General features: G+C 50.3%; 17 protein-coding genes. 16 read left to right on the plus strand and 1 reads right to left on the minus strand.

Features of this window, described 5'->3' with window-relative positions; all coding sequences use genetic code 11:
* The first annotated feature begins 18 nt into the window (after positions 1–18).
* The 16 genes from nadB to lysS all read left to right on the plus strand — a co-directional run bounded on the left by nadB (position 19) and on the right by lysS (position 15,193).
* Positions 19–1,635 carry an L-aspartate oxidase gene (gene nadB, locus A3848_RS21655; RefSeq protein ID WP_074086938.1) on the plus strand — a complete coding sequence of 539 codons (1,617 nt, stop codon included), beginning with the start codon at positions 19–21 and terminating at the stop codon, positions 1,633–1,635.
* The gene (gene nadC / locus A3848_RS21660) at positions 1,625–2,500 is read left to right on the plus strand and encodes a carboxylating nicotinate-nucleotide diphosphorylase (protein WP_074086939.1); all 876 of its coding nucleotides are present in this window, start codon (positions 1,625–1,627) and stop codon (positions 2,498–2,500) included. Before nadB ends, nadC begins: the two co-directional genes overlap by 11 nt.
* On the plus strand, positions 2,497–3,264 hold the full coding sequence (locus tag A3848_RS21665) for a type III pantothenate kinase (RefSeq protein WP_074086940.1): 768 nt from the start codon (positions 2,497–2,499) through the stop codon (positions 3,262–3,264). Before nadC ends, A3848_RS21665 begins: the two co-directional genes overlap by 4 nt.
* Positions 3,265–3,311: 47 nt before the next feature.
* Positions 3,312–4,196, plus strand: coding sequence for an Hsp33 family molecular chaperone HslO (hslO, locus tag A3848_RS21670; protein WP_074086941.1), 885 nt, complete (start codon positions 3,312–3,314; stop codon positions 4,194–4,196).
* A 9-nt stretch (positions 4,197–4,205) separates the two neighbouring features.
* Complete coding sequence (locus tag A3848_RS21675) at positions 4,206–5,150, plus strand: peptidylprolyl isomerase (protein ID WP_083606946.1); 945 nt, start codon at positions 4,206–4,208, stop codon at positions 5,148–5,150.
* 214 nt (positions 5,151–5,364) lie between these two features.
* Complete coding sequence (gene cysK, locus A3848_RS21680; protein ID WP_074086942.1) at positions 5,365–6,303, plus strand: cysteine synthase A; 939 nt, start codon at positions 5,365–5,367, stop codon at positions 6,301–6,303.
* Between the two features lie 306 nt (positions 6,304–6,609).
* On the plus strand, positions 6,610–8,223 hold the full coding sequence (locus A3848_RS21685) for an anthranilate synthase component I family protein (protein ID WP_256702515.1): 1,614 nt from the start codon (positions 6,610–6,612) through the stop codon (positions 8,221–8,223).
* On the plus strand, positions 8,223–8,804 hold the full coding sequence (gene pabA, locus A3848_RS21690) for an aminodeoxychorismate/anthranilate synthase component II (RefSeq protein ID WP_074086944.1): 582 nt from the start codon (positions 8,223–8,225) through the stop codon (positions 8,802–8,804). Before A3848_RS21685 ends, pabA begins: the two co-directional genes overlap by 1 nt.
* Positions 8,801–9,682 carry an aminotransferase class IV gene (locus tag A3848_RS21695; RefSeq protein WP_074086945.1) on the plus strand — a complete coding sequence of 294 codons (882 nt, stop codon included), beginning with the start codon at positions 8,801–8,803 and terminating at the stop codon, positions 9,680–9,682. Before pabA ends, A3848_RS21695 begins: the two co-directional genes overlap by 4 nt.
* Complete coding sequence (folP, locus tag A3848_RS21700) at positions 9,679–10,536, plus strand: dihydropteroate synthase (RefSeq protein ID WP_074086946.1); 858 nt, start codon at positions 9,679–9,681, stop codon at positions 10,534–10,536. The genes A3848_RS21695 and folP overlap by 4 nt, the downstream gene beginning before the upstream one ends.
* A gap of 47 nt (positions 10,537–10,583) precedes the next feature.
* A complete protein-coding gene (folB, locus tag A3848_RS21705) occupies positions 10,584–10,946 on the plus strand; it encodes a dihydroneopterin aldolase (RefSeq protein WP_074086947.1) in 363 nt (120 codons plus the stop codon).
* A gap of 10 nt (positions 10,947–10,956) precedes the next feature.
* Complete coding sequence (folK, locus tag A3848_RS21710) at positions 10,957–11,508, plus strand: 2-amino-4-hydroxy-6-hydroxymethyldihydropteridine diphosphokinase (protein WP_074086948.1); 552 nt, start codon at positions 10,957–10,959, stop codon at positions 11,506–11,508.
* Positions 11,460–11,669: a helix-turn-helix domain-containing protein gene (locus tag A3848_RS21715; protein WP_074086949.1), complete on the plus strand. Its 210-nt coding sequence runs from the start codon at positions 11,460–11,462 to the stop codon at positions 11,667–11,669. Before folK ends, A3848_RS21715 begins: the two co-directional genes overlap by 49 nt.
* 50 nt (positions 11,670–11,719) lie before the next feature.
* Positions 11,720–12,736 carry a tRNA dihydrouridine synthase DusB gene (gene dusB, locus A3848_RS21720; protein WP_074086950.1) on the plus strand — a complete coding sequence of 339 codons (1,017 nt, stop codon included), beginning with the start codon at positions 11,720–11,722 and terminating at the stop codon, positions 12,734–12,736.
* A gap of 203 nt (positions 12,737–12,939) precedes the next feature.
* Positions 12,940–13,419, plus strand: coding sequence for a transcription elongation factor GreA (gene greA / locus A3848_RS21725; RefSeq protein ID WP_074086951.1), 480 nt, complete (start codon positions 12,940–12,942; stop codon positions 13,417–13,419).
* Positions 13,420–13,675: 256 nt separating this feature from the next.
* Entirely contained in the window at positions 13,676–15,193 is a 1,518-nt protein-coding gene (gene lysS, locus A3848_RS21730) for a lysine--tRNA ligase (protein WP_143191883.1), read from the plus strand.
* Positions 15,194–15,386: 193 nt separating this feature from the next.
* Here lysS and A3848_RS32690 read toward each other — a convergent pair.
* Positions 15,387–15,595: hypothetical protein (locus tag A3848_RS32690; protein WP_218619010.1), on the minus strand; the 209-nt coding region annotated here is incomplete at its 5' end.

Genomic DNA, 15,595 nt, shown 5'->3' on the forward strand with positions numbered 1-15,595 from the left:
AACAGGTGAAAAGCGGTCATGATTCCACAATATTTGGTTGATTTCGACCTTAGCGAGCTTCCAACAGTCCAAACGGATTGTATCGTCATCGGTTCAGGCATCGCCGGTTTGTTCACAGCGATCAAAGCCAGTGAAGACCGGAAAGTCATTATGATAACCAAAAAAACGCTGATGGAGAGCAACACCCGTTATGCCCAGGGTGGCATAGCTGCTGTATTTGCCGATGATGATTCACCAGCCTATCACCGTCAGGATACACTGATGGCGGGAGCGGGACTTAACTCATCAGCGGCTGTTGATGTTCTTGTAAATGAAGGGCCTGAAGGTGTGCGTGAGTTAATCCGTCTAGGCACACTTTTTGATAAAGAGAACGGCGTGATTGCGCTCACCCAAGAAGGTGCGCACAGCCACCGGCGTATTCTGCATGCCAATGGGGATGCAACGGGATATGAAATTGTGCGCGCTTTGGGGGAGCAGGTAGCGGAGCATGAAAATATTGAGGTATGGGATGATCATTTTGTGATCGATCTTATCACTGACGGAGGAGAATGTGTGGGTGCCCTGGTCCAACGCCCTGGGGGCGGACGTTTGTTTCTCCAGGCAGCTGCAACCATACTGTGCTCCGGGGGAGCCGGTCAGTTGTACCGTTATACCACGAACCCTGAGGTGGCAACCGGAGATGGTGTGGCAATTGCTTACCGGGCCGGCGCGCATATTCGCGACATGGAATTTATTCAATTCCACCCTACAGCGCTCAGTTATCCGGGGGCACCGCGTTTTCTGATCTCCGAGGCAGTCCGCGGTGAAGGTGCCGTGCTGCGCAATATCAATGGTGAACGTTTCATGGAGCGCTATCATGAGCTGCTGGAGCTTGCGCCTCGTGATATCGTTGCACGGGCCATCATCAGTGAAATGGAGCTGACCAAATCTACTTTTGTATACCTGGATATTACTCACGAGTCGGCAGAAATGGTTAGACACCGTTTTCCGACTATTTATGAAACCTGTATGAGTTATGGGCTGGATATTACAAGTGATTGGATTCCAGTGGCTCCGGCTGCGCATTATATGATGGGGGGCATCAAGACCGATCTTAATGGAGAGAGCAATATCTCAAGGTTGTTTGCCTGCGGGGAAGTGTCCTCAACCGGAGTGCAGGGAGCTAATCGGCTGGCCAGTAATTCACTGTCCGAGGCTGTTGTTTTTGGTCGGAGGATTATTGAACGTATCCGTCAGCTGCCGCCGCTTGAGCGTGGCGTTATAGCAGCAGGATGCGATGAAGGAAGGGTGGAATCCCCAACCCAGGCTATTGTAGAGCGCCGTCTGAAGGTACAAAAGGTAATGGTGCGATATGCAGGTCTGCGGCGGAATGAAGAGATGCTGCTCAAAGGATTAGATGAATTGAAGCGTCAACTGCCTATCTTCCATTCGGCTTTGACCAAACGTGAAGAATACGAGTTCGCGAATATGCTGACCTGTTGTCTGCTGATTACCGAATCAGCCTTAGCACGTCATGAGAGCCGAGGTGCGCATTACCGTGAGGATTATCCGCAGCGTGATGATGCCCAGTGGCAGAAGCATCTGCTTCAGATTCGTGAACTGGGAATAGTGGAGGAATTAAGTGATGATGTTTAATGGTTACAATGAAGAACTGGTACAAATGATTAAGGGCTGGCTGCATGAGGATGTCGGCTCTGGTGATATCACAAGCCGCACAACGATTCCCGCAGGGCACGAATCCAAGGGGATCATTCACGCCAAAGAGGATGGTATTATCTGTGGTGTTCCTGTAGCAGAGCTGGTCTTTGAGGTGGTAGATCCTTCCCTTGTGTTCACTGCCATGGTACAAGAAGGTCAGGCTATAACCAAAGGGACTGTCATTGCCGAGGTAGAAGGCAGTACACATTCGATTCTCACCGGAGAACGTTTAGCACTTAATTTAATGCAGCGTTTATCGGGTGTGGCTTCCCGTACCCACTCTTTTGTACAAAAGCTTGAGGGATTGCCTTCCCGGCTGGTGGATACACGCAAAACAACTCCTGGTCACCGGATGCTGGAGAAATACGCCGTTCGTATTGGCGGTGGCGCTAATCACCGGTTCGGCCTCTACGATGCCGTAATGATTAAAGATAACCACATCAAGGGAGCCGGGGGAATTCGTCAGGCTGTTGGACGGGCCCGGGCCAATATTCCGCACACGATGACCATTGAAGTGGAGACGGAGAGCCTGGATCAGGTTGAAGAAGCGATTGCGGCAGGGGCCGATATTATTATGCTGGACAATATGTTCCCTGAACTGATGACTGAAGCCGTAAGACGGGTTAAAACCAAAGCCCCTCATGTCAAAACCGAAGCCTCCGGCAACGTGTCCTTAGAGACAGTCCGCCGCATTGCTGAGACCGGAGTTGATGTGATTTCTGTCGGAAGGCTCACCTATTCCTTCTCCAGTCTGGATATCAGTCTGGATCTGAATGCGAAGAAGGAGGAGCACCTCTCATGATGCTTGCTGTAGATATCGGTAATACAAATATCGTCCTTGGGGTATACCGGGGACGTGAACTACTCCATCATTTCAGGCTCAGCACTGCTCGGCAATCGACATCAGATGAATACGGGGTATTGATTCATAATTTGTTTCATATGTCGAATATATCTTTTAAAGACGTGGAAGGGGTCATAATCTCCTCGGTTGTTCCACCCCTTGTACAGGTGATTGTGGAAATGTGCGTGAAATACATTGGCAAGGAACCGCTGCTTGTTGGCCCGGGCATTAAGACCGGGCTTAATCTGCGGTATGAGAACCCACGTGAAGTTGGTGCTGACCGGATTGTAAATGCGGTTGCCGCCATTGAACAATATAAATGTCCGCTAGTCGTCGTTGATTTTGGAACGGCGACTACGTTTGACTGCATTGATGCCGGTGCAAACTATCTTGGCGGTGCGATTGTACCGGGACTGGGCATTTCTACCGAAGCATTGTATCAGCGGGCATCCAAGCTGCCGCGGATTGAACTTGAGAAGCCGAAGAAAGTCATTGGACGCAATACCGTACACGCCATGCAGGCTGGGATTATTTTTGGCTACGCTGGTCAGGTTGAAGGTATTGTGAAACGCATTAAGCTGGAGATGAATGCCCCGGTGCTGAAAGTAATTGCTACTGGAGGCCTGGCGACACTGATTGCCGGTGAAACCGAATGTATTGATGAAGTTAATCCTATGCTGACGCTGGAAGGCTTAAGAATTATTTATGACCGTAACAAATAAAGATATAGAACCCGTATGGGGTAAATGACAGGAGGAGTATGCAACCAATGGATGAAAAAAAAGATCGGCTGGTTCGGGGAACGGCGATGAACGGCAAAGTAAGAGCTTTTGCAGTCCGTACCACTGAGCTTGTCGACGAGCTTCGGCGCAGACATGATACGTATCCCACAGCAACAGCTGCACTGGGCCGTACAGTTACAGCCGCTGCTATGATGGGTGCCATGCTCAAGGGTGAGGAAAAACTGGCAATTATGGTCAAGGGGAATGGACCGCTTGGACAGATTGTTGCGGAATCTAATTCTCTTGGAGAAGTTCGTGGTTATGTACAGAATCCGCATGTTCATTTGCCTAGCAACAGTCTCGGCAAACTGGATGTAGCGGGAGCAGTAGGAACAGAAGGGTTCATTGATATCAGTAAGGACCTGGGGATGAAGGAGCCTTACCGGGGGAGCGTTCCTATTGTTTCGGGAGAGCTTGGTGAGGATTTCACCTATTATTTTGCGGTATCCGAGCAAACCCCGGCTGCGGTAGGGCTTGGAGTGCTTGTTGAAACGGATAACTCTGTGAAAGTTGCCGGTGGATTTATTGTGCAGCTCCTTCCAGGCCTCACCGATGATGAGATCACGGTAATTGAGCGGGCAGTAGGTGCACTGCCTTCTGTTACCGCCGTTCTGGAGCAGGGACTCGAACCGGAAGAGATGCTTCGCTGGTTGCTTCCTGATGTAATTATTATGGATGAACTCGATATAAATTTTGTCTGCCAATGCTCCCGTGAGCGTGTGGAGCAAACGTTGGTGAGTCTGGGCCAGCATGAGCTGGAACGGTTAATCGAAGAAGATGACCAGGCGGAAGTGGTATGCCACTTTTGTAACGAGGCCTATGTATTTCATAAGGATGAATTGCAGGTTATCCTGAATCAAGCGAAATCGTAGGGCTATGGGATGATGACAAGACAAGAGCGCGTGCTGCGCAATGCCGTTATTCTACTGGCGATCGCAACATTAATGCTCGGAGGTTTATTGTTCTGGAGTCTGCGGGCTATGGCCATACTCAAGGGAGAGGTCGCAGAGGGGGAGTCCTCGGACATTGCAAGAGCGGGAGATCAGCCGGTTACAGACCAGCAATGGATAGATGAGCTCAAAAAAAAGCATGGAGATGAAGTGCTCCTTGGATTGCTAAATCATATTGTAGTCAGCAAAGAGGCCAAGGCCTTGAAGATTACCGTAACCGATCATGAGGTCGAGAAGGAACTGCAGCGCAGTATGGCTGGTTACAGCTCCGAACAGCAATATTACGAACAGATGGAGTCAGAGTTGGGGCTCTCCCGTGAAGAAGTACGGGAAGAGGCGGTCTATCGTCTTACGCTGCAAGCAATAGCAACAGCGGGAATTAACATCAGTGAGAGCGAAATTGATGATTATTTAGCGCAAAATGCCGAGCGGTTCACTCCCAAGAAGGAAATGCAGCTCTCCATGATCAAGGTATCCACTTACGATGAGGCGGAAAAAGTAATGGACCGCCTGGAGCAGGGGGAGAATTTTGCAGAACTGGCCAGGGAGCTGTCCATCGATGAAGAAAGCCGCCTCCGTGGAGGAAGCATTGGTATGGTGGAGGAGGACGACCCATTCTGGCCGGAGGATCTCTTGAAGACTGCTGCTGGCCTGGAGGCGGGTGACATTGCAGGTCCGCTGCAGACAGGGGGAACTTATGCGGTAATTCGCCTGGAGCAAGCTATCGTGCCCAGGAAGCAGGATCAAGCTGAAGTCCGGCAGCAGGTACGGGAAGAGCTTGCGCTGGAGAAGGCCCCCCCGCTACAGAAGGTGGAAAGTGATTTGCGCGCTAAATATGATACAGCGATATATATTGACAACAGCCTGCAAGATTGATAATATGAACTTAATGTAAAACCTACTGATTTAGTCGGAAATAACAAACGGCGGACGGTTCAATTCCGCTGTCCAGCACTATAACTTGGCGCTGCGGTGTTGAATGTCCTGGTGCAGACCTAGCCGTTTTTTCATACACCCGGGAATTTATACTGAAGACTATTGTCTCAAGTTACGCACCCATTCATTTATCATTCCAAGGAGGTCTTTACTCATGGCTAAAGTCGTCAACAGTGTAACAGATTTGATCGGAGGCACACCGCTCGTTCGTCTCAACCGGGTGGTCCCCGAAGGTTCTGCTGAAATCTATCTGAAGCTTGAATATCAAAACCCGGGCTCCAGCGTGAAAGACCGCATTGCGATCAGCATCGTGGAAGAGGCTGAGAAGGAAGGGCTTCTGAAGCCAGGCGGTACCATTGTAGAAGCTACCAGTGGTAACACTGGTATTGGCCTGGCACTTGTTGCTGCAGCCAAAGGCTACAAGGCGGTTATTGTTATGCCGGAAACAATGAGCCTTGAACGGCGCAATCTGCTGCGTGCTTACGGTGCGGAGCTTGTCCTTACTCCAGGATCAGAAGGTATGAACGGTGCAGTTAAGAAGGCTGAACAAATCCTTAGCGAGAATCCTGACTTCTTCTTGGCTGAGCAGTTTAAGAATAAGGCGAACGTGAAGATTCACCGCGAAACTACCGGTCCTGAGATTGTTGAAGCCATTGAGTCCATCGGTGGACCACTGGATGCTTTCATTGCCGGAGTAGGTACGGGTGGAACAATCACAGGGGCTGGCGAGATTCTGAAGGACAAATACCCAGATGTGAAGATCTATGCTGTTGAACCAGCGGCATCACCAATTCTGGCTGGTGGTAAGCCAGGCCCGCATAAGATCCAAGGGATCGGCGCGAACTTCATTCCCGACATCCTGAATCAGAAGATCTATGATGAGATTATCCATGTAGAGAATGACGAAGCATTCGAAACCGCGCGCCGTGTAGCGAAGGAAGAAGGCGTTCTGTCTGGTATTTCTTCCGGTGCAGCCGTCTTCGCTGCCCTCAAAGTAGCCAAAGAGCTGGGAGCAGGCAAAAAGATCGTTGTGATTATTCCAAGTAACGGCGAACGTTACCTGAGTACTCCACTTTACAATTTCGAAGTGTAATTGCTGATTTGCATATCGTCCATAGAGCCTTCCATCCGTTGTCATAGGGATGTGAAGGCTCTTTTTTCGGAAAATCAATCAATCAGGCTTTTCAAAACAGTCCAAAGTACAGTATACTGACAGGCAATAAACCAAAGGATAAGGGAATGGATTAACCGTGAAGATTGCTTAGGGCGGGTTGTGTACAGAGTGAATTCACAGGAAGCGTATGCTGCACAAAACTAAGCAGATGTTTCCGTAGCAAGTTTTGTTGCGAAGTAAATTCACAAGAAGCGTATGCTGCACAAAACTTTTAGGGGGATGGCATTGGAAATCATAACAGCATGGCAGGACTGGGAGCTATGGGCGCAGGCAGAGTGGAGCCTTCTCCCCCTTATTATACAATCGCCTCAGGACAAGGGAGGATTGCCCGCCTCCTGGAAGAAAGCCTGGGAGACGGCCTCCCCGTATTCAGTGGTACTGGAGAGCGGGAAAGGAGGCCGTTATACATACCTTGGCTTAAATCCGGTTTCTGTGCTGCAAGGCAAAGAAAGCTCGGCTGAAGTACGCAGCTTCTCTCCAGATGCGGCTAATACAAATGAGCCCAGGCTCCAATCTGTCATAAGTGGTCAACCATTGGAGGTGCTGGAGGGCTGGATGAAGGATTTCACTTCACCGTGCGTCCAGCTCTCTGCACTGCCTCCCTTTATAGGCGGCTGCATTGGATTTCTCAGCTATGATGTGGCCCGTTCCCTGGAGAAACTACCTGTCTTGGCTAAGGACGATCCGGGCTTTCCCGATTACCTCTTTATGAGGCTGGAGGAGCTGTGGATTTATGATCATCAGGAGGACATGCTGTACTGCACAGTGCATGTTCCGGTTGTTACTGGGAACCTGTCTGGCCCTGGTGAACTAAAAGATCTGTATCAAGACGCTCTCCGGCGGGCAGAGCAGATGCTGGAGCAATGGCGGCTGATCTCAGCCACCCCAGGGGTTTCAGAATGCAGTGCTGAAGAAGCTGTCGAGGCTGCCATCCTTGAAGCCCATACCCATGTTTCCGGTGAGTGGCCGGCCATGACTTCAGCCTTCTCGCCCGAGCAGTTTCAGCAGGCAGTTCAGGAGGTTCAGGAATACATCCGGCAAGGGGATGTATTCCAGGTGAATCTGTCGCTGCGTCAAGAAGCGCAGCTGAAATCCTCGCCGGAGGATGTGTATGAATGGCTGCGCAAGCTCAATCCGTCCCCGTACATGGGGCTGCTGCGCTCGCCCGGCTTTGCCCTTGCCAGCGCTTCGCCCGAGCTGCTCGTCAAGCTGCACGGGGACAAGGTCAGTGCACGCCCCATAGCCGGTACCCGGCGCCGGGGCCTCACTCCCGCGGAGGACGCCGCCATGGAGGCGGAGCTGCGCGGGAGCGAGAAGGAGATCGCCGAGCATATTATGCTTGTCGATCTGGAGAGGAGCGACATCGGCCGTGTCGCTGCATATGGAACGGTCAGCGTGCCGGAGCTGCTGACCGTGGAGCGATACTCGCATGTGATGCATCTCGTCTCGCAGGTGGAGGGCACTGTCGCGCCCGGTAAAGGCGCTTACGATGTCACGGCCGCCTTGTTCCCCGGCGGCACGATCACCGGCGCACCCAAGGTGCGCACGATGGAGATCATCGAGGAGCTGGAGCCCGTTCGGCGTGGTCCATATACGGGGTCGATGGGCTGGATTGACTATAACGGTAATATGGAATTAAATATTATTATACGGACACTGGCGGTTAAGGACGGAGTAGGTTACATCCAGACAGGTGCGGGTATTGTGATCGACTCTGACCCGTATCGGGAATACCGGGAATGCCATAATAAAGCCAAAGCCATAGTGAAGGCGGTTCTCTGCAGCGAGTATCAGCAGGAATCACGGACGACCGGCGGCGCCGAAGGAGGAGCAATATAATGATTTTGGTTATCGATAATTATGATTCCTTTACGTACAACCTGGTGCAGTATCTAGGAGAGCTTGGGGAAGAAGTGAAGGTATCCCGCAATGATGAGATTACCATTCAGGAGATTGAGGTGCTCGCACCGGACCATATCCTGATTTCTCCGGGGCCGTGTACACCGAATGAAGCGGGCATTAGCCTTGAGCTACTGCAGCATTTCAAAGGAATAATTCCGATCTTCGGTGTCTGTCTGGGCCATCAGGCGATCGGGCAGGCTTTTGGCGGCAATGTTATTCGGGCGGAGCGCCTGATGCATGGCAAAACCTCGCCCATCCACCACAACGGAACCTCGGTATTTGAGGGACTGGAATCTCCATTCACTGCAACCCGCTATCATTCACTGATCGTGGAACGCGATAGTTTGCCTGACTGTTTGGAGATTACGGCGGAAACAGCGGAAGGTGAAATTATGGCCTTGCGCCACAAAGAATACCCGATAGAGGGTGTACAGTTCCATCCTGAATCGATTATTACCGATCATGGGCACACCATACTACGCAATTTCCTGAAACGGAGAGCCGGAGAACCGGTATGAATTATATTGGATTGAACAACAGGGTCGTTGATTCCAAAGATGCCGTGATTTCCGCTCTGGATCACGGATTTTTGTATGGCATGGGCCTTTTTGAGACTTTTCGGACATACGGGGGCGAACCCTTTTTGCTGCAGCGGCACATCGACAGACTGGCGGATGGCTGCAGACAGCTCGGAATTCCCTTTGAGGGAGATATTGCTGAGCTCCGGGACTGGATTCAGCGTGTAATGGGCAAAAATGAACTACAGGATGCCTATATTCGTTACACTGTAACAGCCGGTGAAGATATTCTGGGTTTGCCTGCGGGCGACTACAGTCAGCCCAATCATTTGCTCTACATCAAAGAACTGCCGAAGTTCCCTGACACTCTCTACCTGGAAGGCAAAGGCCTGCAAGTATTGAACCTGCCGCGTAATACGCCGGAGGGCCCGGTGCGCTTTAAGTCGCTGCATTATATGAACAATATCCTCGCGAAGCGTGAACTGGCAGGATATGCTTCAGCTGCAACCGGTGCAGAGGGATTGATGCTGACTGCACAGGGCGAGATTGCCGAGGGCATCGTCAGCAATGTTTTTTTCGTTACCAATAACGTGCTCTACACACCGAGCGTAGCCACCGGCATCCTGCCGGGAATTACCCGGGAAATGGTATTAGAACTGGCGCTCGATGCTGGACTGCAGACTGAAGAAGGCTTGTATAGGTGGGAGCAGATTGCAGAAGCGGATGAGATTTTTTTAACCAATTCGGTACAGGAGATCATTCCGGTTACAACGCTGTGGTGTACAAATGGGCGACAGACGGTAAGTGGCGGGCGCTGCGGGAGAATTACAGCATTATTGCTGGAGTTGTACAGAGAGAGGACTGGATTACTGAAATGAGACCCGTGATATATAAGCGGAATTACCGTATAGGTGCAGCGGAACTGACACTGGGTGAACGAACGTTGATTATGGGCATCCTGAATGTTACCCCGGATTCCTTTTCCGATGGAGGCTTGTGGGACGAGCCGGATCGGGCGGTAGAGCATGCGCTGCAAATGGCGGCGGAGGGCGCCGATATTATTGATATTGGCGGCGAGTCGACACGGCCTGGCCATCAACCCGTAAGTCAGGAAGAAGAACTGGCCCGCATATTACCTGTCATTGAGAGCATTCACCGTGCGGCTCCCCAACTGCCTTTGTCGATTGACACCTACAAGGCCGAAGTGGCCCGCAAGGCCATTCGGGCGGGCGCCCATATCATTAATGATGTCTGGGGCGCTAAGGCTGACCCCAATATGGCGGCAGTAGCTGCGGAAAGCGGCTGTCCCATCATTCTCATGCATAACCGCAATGACCGGAATTATCAGGATCTGGCTCGTGATATGTCTGCCGACCTTGCGGAAAGCATAAATCTGGCGTTGGCCGCAGGAGTGAGGCCGGAGAACATTATTATTGATCCCGGGATTGGATTTGCTAAGGATTATACAGAGAATCTTCAGGCCATGATGAATCTGGACCGGCTGAGCGAGCTTGGATATCCGGTACTGTTGGCCACTTCCCGCAAAAAATTCATTCGGACTGTGCTGGATCTCCCTGCAGATGATGTGGTAGAAGGCACTGCGGCCACTGTAGCATTCGGAATTGCCCAAGGCTGCCAGATCGTGCGGGTACACGATGTATCCAGAATCAAGCGTACGGTGCAGATGTGCGATGCCATGCTTTACGCTGCGGGGACGCTGGCACGTGGCTAATATACGATCAACTATAGATTATTTGGATAAGAAAGCAGGTAACCCCTATGGATAAAATGACACTGCACCGCATGGAATACTACGGCTATCATGGAGTGTTTGAAGAGGAGCGCAAGCTCGGTCAGCGATTTTACATTGATCTGGAGCTGGAGCTTGATCTGCAGGGCGCTGGCCTTAATGATGATCTCACCTTGACTGTGAATTATGCCGAAGTGCATTTCCTTGTCAAAAAAATTGTCGAAACAAAGTCATTTAAACTCATTGAAGCTTTGGCTGAATATATTGCATCCTCAGTACTGGACACTTATACTGTTATCAATGCAGTAACGGTGAAGGTGACCAAACCGCATCCGCCGTTCGACATTCACTTTCAAGGAGTGACCGTAGAGCTGCACAGAACCAGAAAGTGAGAACTTGGCAATGACCATACATTCTACCTCTGAGGCATCAGAGGCTTATATTGCTTTAGGGGCTAATTTGGGTGACCGTGAGGGGAGCCTGAAAGCGGCATTGAAAAGGCTGAACCAGCATGAGCAGATTGAAGTGACCCGCTGTTCACACGTATACGAAACGGAGCCTGTCGGGTATTTGGACCAGCCGCAGTTTCTGAATATGGCGGCGGCTCTTCGTACAACGCTTGCCCCGGAGGCGCTGCTTAAGGAGATGCTTAGCATCGAAAGTCAGTTGGGCCGTGTCCGGGATGTCCGTTATGGACCGAGAACGGTGGACTTGGATTTGTTATGGATGGAGAATCAGCATTTTGACACACCCGAATTAACACTGCCGCATCCTCGGATGCAGGAGCGGGCGTTTGTGCTAATTCCACTAAGTGATGTCGTTCCGCACAATGAAGAGTCTTCCGGACTTCGGCAGTTCATTACAGCAGCGCTACAAGACATAGACGGAAGGGAAGGAATTCGCTTGTGGACAACAAACGTATGGGACGGAGGGTCAGAGCTTTCCGAAAGCTGAAGGGCTACACTCAGCAGGAGCTTGCGGACTCTGTCGGAATATCTTTGGCTGTACTGGGTGCAGTGGAGCGGGGTAACAGACGCTTGGAAGATCAAATTTTAAATAAAATTGCGGACGTTCTCGGAGTTGCTGCAGACGAATTAGCCATTCCTACTAATTGAGGGAGCGTTTATATAGATCCCCACAAATCAAATCAAGGAAGTGAACAAACATGCTGAAAATTGGCGATATTGAGATGAAGAACCAGGTTGTGCTGGCGCCTATGGCAGGCGTGTGTAATCCGGCATTTCGTCTGATTGCCAAAGAATTCGGAACCGGTCTGGTCTGTGCCGAAATGGTAAGTGGCAAGGCGATTGTACACGGCAACCCGCGTACGCGGGAGATGCTGTTTGTGGATGAGCGGGAGAAGCCGCTAAGTCTGCAGATTTTTGGTGGTGACCGTGAGTCTCTGGTGGAAGCAGCCAAGGTCGTTGATAAAGAGACAAATGCTGATATTATCGATATTAATATGGGCTGCCCTGTACCCAAAGTGACCAAATGCGACGCGGGAGCCCGCTGGCTGCTGAGTCCTGATAAAATCTACGAGATGGTGTCTGCAGTCGTTGACGCCGTGGATAAACCTGTGACCGTAAAAATGCGGATTGGCTGGGACAGCGAGCATATTTTTGTGGAAGACAACGCGCGCGCTGTTGAACGTGCTGGGGGCCAGGCGGTAAGTGTTCATGGCCGGACCCGTGAGCAGCTTTATACCGGGCTTGCTGATTGGAAGTACATCCGTATGGCTAAAGAAGCAGTTTCTATTCCGGTGATCGGCAACGGAGACGTGAATACTCCGGAGGATGCGCGGGCTATGCTGGATCAGACCGGCTGCGACGGTGTAATGATTGGACGCGGAGCACTGGGCAATCCGTGGATGCTGTACCGCACAATCCAATATCTGAGCACAGGTGAGCTTATGCCTGAACCCGGAGCAGAAGAAAAGATCAAAGTTGCCATTCTTCATATGGACCGTCTGATCAGCCTGAAGGGCGAAGCGGTAGCAGTCCGTGAAATGCGCAAGCATCTGGCCTGGTATTTGAAGGGGATGAAGGCAGCCGCCCGTGTGAAGGATATCATTATGGAAGAAACCAAGCGTGATGAAATGGTGCGGATATTGAGCGAATTTGTCATACAGCTTAAGGAGGGTGAGGAGCAGGAAGTCCTGAATTCCTCGCTTTCAGCGGTCTAACACTTCATTTCCCTGTCTTTTGGACACACACTCGAACATTATATGGGGCATCATTGACATTTTGTAGCGGTTCCAATATAATTTCACAGTATAAAATCGCCGTTACAGCAAGCGTTAATGCAGCAGGGAGGGTTCTTATCCCTCCGGATTCGCATATAGTATGGTGTTTTCAATAAATGTATACGACAGGAGAATCGGTTGAGATGAGCGATAAAGAAGTCATCCTTACACCGGACGGACTTAAGCGTCTGGAAGAAGAACTGGAGACCCTCAAATCCGTAAAACGCCGCGAGGTAGCTGAACGGATTAAAGTAGCCATTGGCTACGGAGATATCAGTGAGAACTCAGAGTACGAGGACGCCAAGAACGAGCAGGCTTTCATTGAAGGACGTATCATTACTTTGGAAAAAATGCTCCGTAATGCGCGCATCATCAACAGCGACGAAATCGTTACCGATGTAGTAAGCATTGGGGTTACTGTTAGCGTTGAGGATTTGGAATATGGCGACGTCATGGAATATTTGATTGTCGGCACTGCTGAGTCCGATCCGCTGAATAATAAGATCTCCAATGAAAGTCCGGTAGGCCGGGCCATTATCGGCAAGAAGATTGGTACCGTTGTTGATGTTAGTGTTCCTGCAGGAGTCATTCAATATAAAATTCTTGATATTAGAATGAAGTAATAGGTACCATAAGGGGTAAGTCAAGAAAGCTTCCTTAGGGAAGCTTTTTTCAAAAGATAAGAGGTTTTATAGATCGCCTTATAAATTATCCTTATCTTTCTGGGGAAATGGCGTTGCCTCTAATGGGGACGGCCAAGCTGTTTCAGCCTGCAACAATAGAGCTTCTATTTGTACGGGAACGGACTGTCCTCTTGCATAGGGATGGAGCCGTTTCTTCTTGTGTATATGACAGAGTGAGTAAGAGAGGATGAAAGATATGACCGAGGAAATGAACACTGCGGAGAACACGGAAAAAGAACTTAGCGAGCTGCTGACGATCCGCCGCGGCAAACTGGACGAGCTTCGTGCACTGGGGATCGATCCGTTTGGTAAAAAGTATGAGCGTACGACAGGTGCCGGAGATATTATGTCCAAGTACGACGGACAAACCAAAGAGGAGCTGGACGAGCTTAACCTGGAAGTCAGCATTGCCGGACGCATTATGGCTAAGCGCGTGATGGGTAAAGCCAGCTTTGCCCACATCCAGGATCTTAGCGGCAGGATTCAAATCTATGTCCGTCAGGACAGTATTTCCGAAGCACAGTATGCGGCATTTAACGTTCTAGATTTGGGCGATATCATTGGCGTTCGCGGAACAGTGTTCAAAACCAGAACCGGTGAAACCTCTATTAAAGTGCATAACCTTGAGGTTCTATCCAAATCGCTGCTTCCGCTTCCCGAGAAATATCACGGTCTGAAAGATGTGGAGCTGCGCTACCGCCAGCGTTATGTCGATCTGATCATTAATCCTGAGGTTCAGCAGACATTCATTACCCGGTCACGGATCATTCAGTCGATGCGCCGTTATCTGGATTCACTTGGCTACCTTGAGGTGGAAACACCAACACTGCATGCCATCGCCGGTGGAGCTGCGGCCCGTCCGTTTATTACTCACCACAATACACTCGATATGCAGCTGTATATGCGTATTGCCATTGAACTGCATCTGAAGCGTCTGATCGTCGGCGGTTTGGAAAAAGTATATGAAATTGGCCGCGTGTACCGGAACGAAGGCATTTCAACGCGCCACAACCCCGAATTTACAATGATCGAGCTGTACGAAGCTTATGCTGACTACAAAGACATTATGCACTTAACCGAGAGCATGATCGCTCATATTGCCCAGGAGGTTCTGGGTACCCAGAAGATTAATTATCAAGGCCAGGAAGTAGACCTGACGCCGCAATGGCGCCGGGTGACTATGGTGGACGCTGTCAAAGAAGTGACAGGAGTTGATTTTGGCGTTCATATGACGGATGAGGAAGCTCAGCGTCTGGCGAAGGAGCACCGTGTGCCTGTTGAAAAGCACATGACCTTTGGACACATCCTGAATGCCTTCTTTGAGCAATTTGTAGAAGAAACACTGATTCAGCCGACCTTTGTTACAGGCCATCCGGTTGAAATCTCTCCACTTGCCAAAAAGAATGATCAAGACCCGCGTTTTACAGACCGTTTTGAGCTGTTTATCGTGGCTCGTGAGCATGCGAATGCGTTTAGCGAGCTGAATGATCCTATCGACCAGCGTCAGCGCTTTGAAGCGCAGATTCAGGAAAAAGAAAAAGGGAACGACGAAGCTCATGAAATGGATGATGATTTCATTCGTGCTCTTGAATACGGCATGCCGCCTACAGGCGGACTTGGAATTGGTGTGGACCGGCTAATCATGTTGCTTACCAACGCTGCATCGATCCGCGATGTGCTGCTGTTCCCTCATATGCGTAACCGTACAGAGTAATAGTATATGCCTTGAACCTGATTCCGAAGGGGACGCAAAGATGCGTTTCTCCTCGGAATCATTTTTACAAAAATAAATGCTTGCAATGAAACTCTGTGCATGGTATATTCTTATTCCGGCCATGAAACATCAACGCCGAGCTCGAAAAGAAGTTGAAAAAAAGAGCTTGCATTACTCGGTCGAACGTGATATATTATAAGAGTTGCTGGTGACGAGTTAATCGCCGCCGACGACGAGCTTGATCTTTGAAAACTGAACAACGAGTGAGTGGGATTTCACGCAAGTGAGATCCAAAGATAGAGAATATTTTATTCTCGTCAGATGTTTCAAAATGAGCAATCGCTCTTTCTAAATACCAATTTGGAGAGTTTGATCCTGGCTCAGGACGAACGCTGGCGGCGT

This window comes from Paenibacillus sp. P32E (assembly GCF_001909085.1).
Classification (GTDB): Bacteria; Bacillota; Bacilli; order Paenibacillales; family Paenibacillaceae; genus Paenibacillus_AQ; species Paenibacillus_AQ helianthi.

What these genes read in the sequence shown, in the direction of transcription:
- nadB (WP_074086938.1), top strand. Translation starts at nt 19, where the DNA reads ATGATTCCACAATATTTGGTTGATTTCGACCTTAGCGAGCTTCCAACA.
- folP (WP_074086946.1), top strand. Translation starts at nt 9,679, where the DNA reads ATGAGACCCGTGATATATAAGCGGAATTACCGTATAGGTGCAGCGGAA.
- A3848_RS21695 (WP_074086945.1), top strand. Translation starts at nt 8,801, where the DNA reads ATGAATTATATTGGATTGAACAACAGGGTCGTTGATTCCAAAGATGCC.
- hslO (WP_074086941.1), top strand. Translation starts at nt 3,312, where the DNA reads ATGGATGAAAAAAAAGATCGGCTGGTTCGGGGAACGGCGATGAACGGC.
- A3848_RS21665 (WP_074086940.1), top strand. Translation starts at nt 2,497, where the DNA reads ATGATGCTTGCTGTAGATATCGGTAATACAAATATCGTCCTTGGGGTA.
- A3848_RS21675 (WP_083606946.1), top strand. Translation starts at nt 4,206, where the DNA reads ATGATGACAAGACAAGAGCGCGTGCTGCGCAATGCCGTTATTCTACTG.
- dusB (WP_074086950.1), top strand. Translation starts at nt 11,720, where the DNA reads ATGCTGAAAATTGGCGATATTGAGATGAAGAACCAGGTTGTGCTGGCG.
- cysK (WP_074086942.1), top strand. Translation starts at nt 5,365, where the DNA reads ATGGCTAAAGTCGTCAACAGTGTAACAGATTTGATCGGAGGCACACCG.
- pabA (WP_074086944.1), top strand. Translation starts at nt 8,223, where the DNA reads ATGATTTTGGTTATCGATAATTATGATTCCTTTACGTACAACCTGGTG.
- greA (WP_074086951.1), top strand. Translation starts at nt 12,940, where the DNA reads ATGAGCGATAAAGAAGTCATCCTTACACCGGACGGACTTAAGCGTCTG.
- nadC (WP_074086939.1), top strand. Translation starts at nt 1,625, where the DNA reads ATGATGTTTAATGGTTACAATGAAGAACTGGTACAAATGATTAAGGGC.
- lysS (WP_143191883.1), top strand. Translation starts at nt 13,676, where the DNA reads ATGACCGAGGAAATGAACACTGCGGAGAACACGGAAAAAGAACTTAGC.
- folB (WP_074086947.1), top strand. Translation starts at nt 10,584, where the DNA reads ATGGATAAAATGACACTGCACCGCATGGAATACTACGGCTATCATGGA.
- folK (WP_074086948.1), top strand. Translation starts at nt 10,957, where the DNA reads ATGACCATACATTCTACCTCTGAGGCATCAGAGGCTTATATTGCTTTA.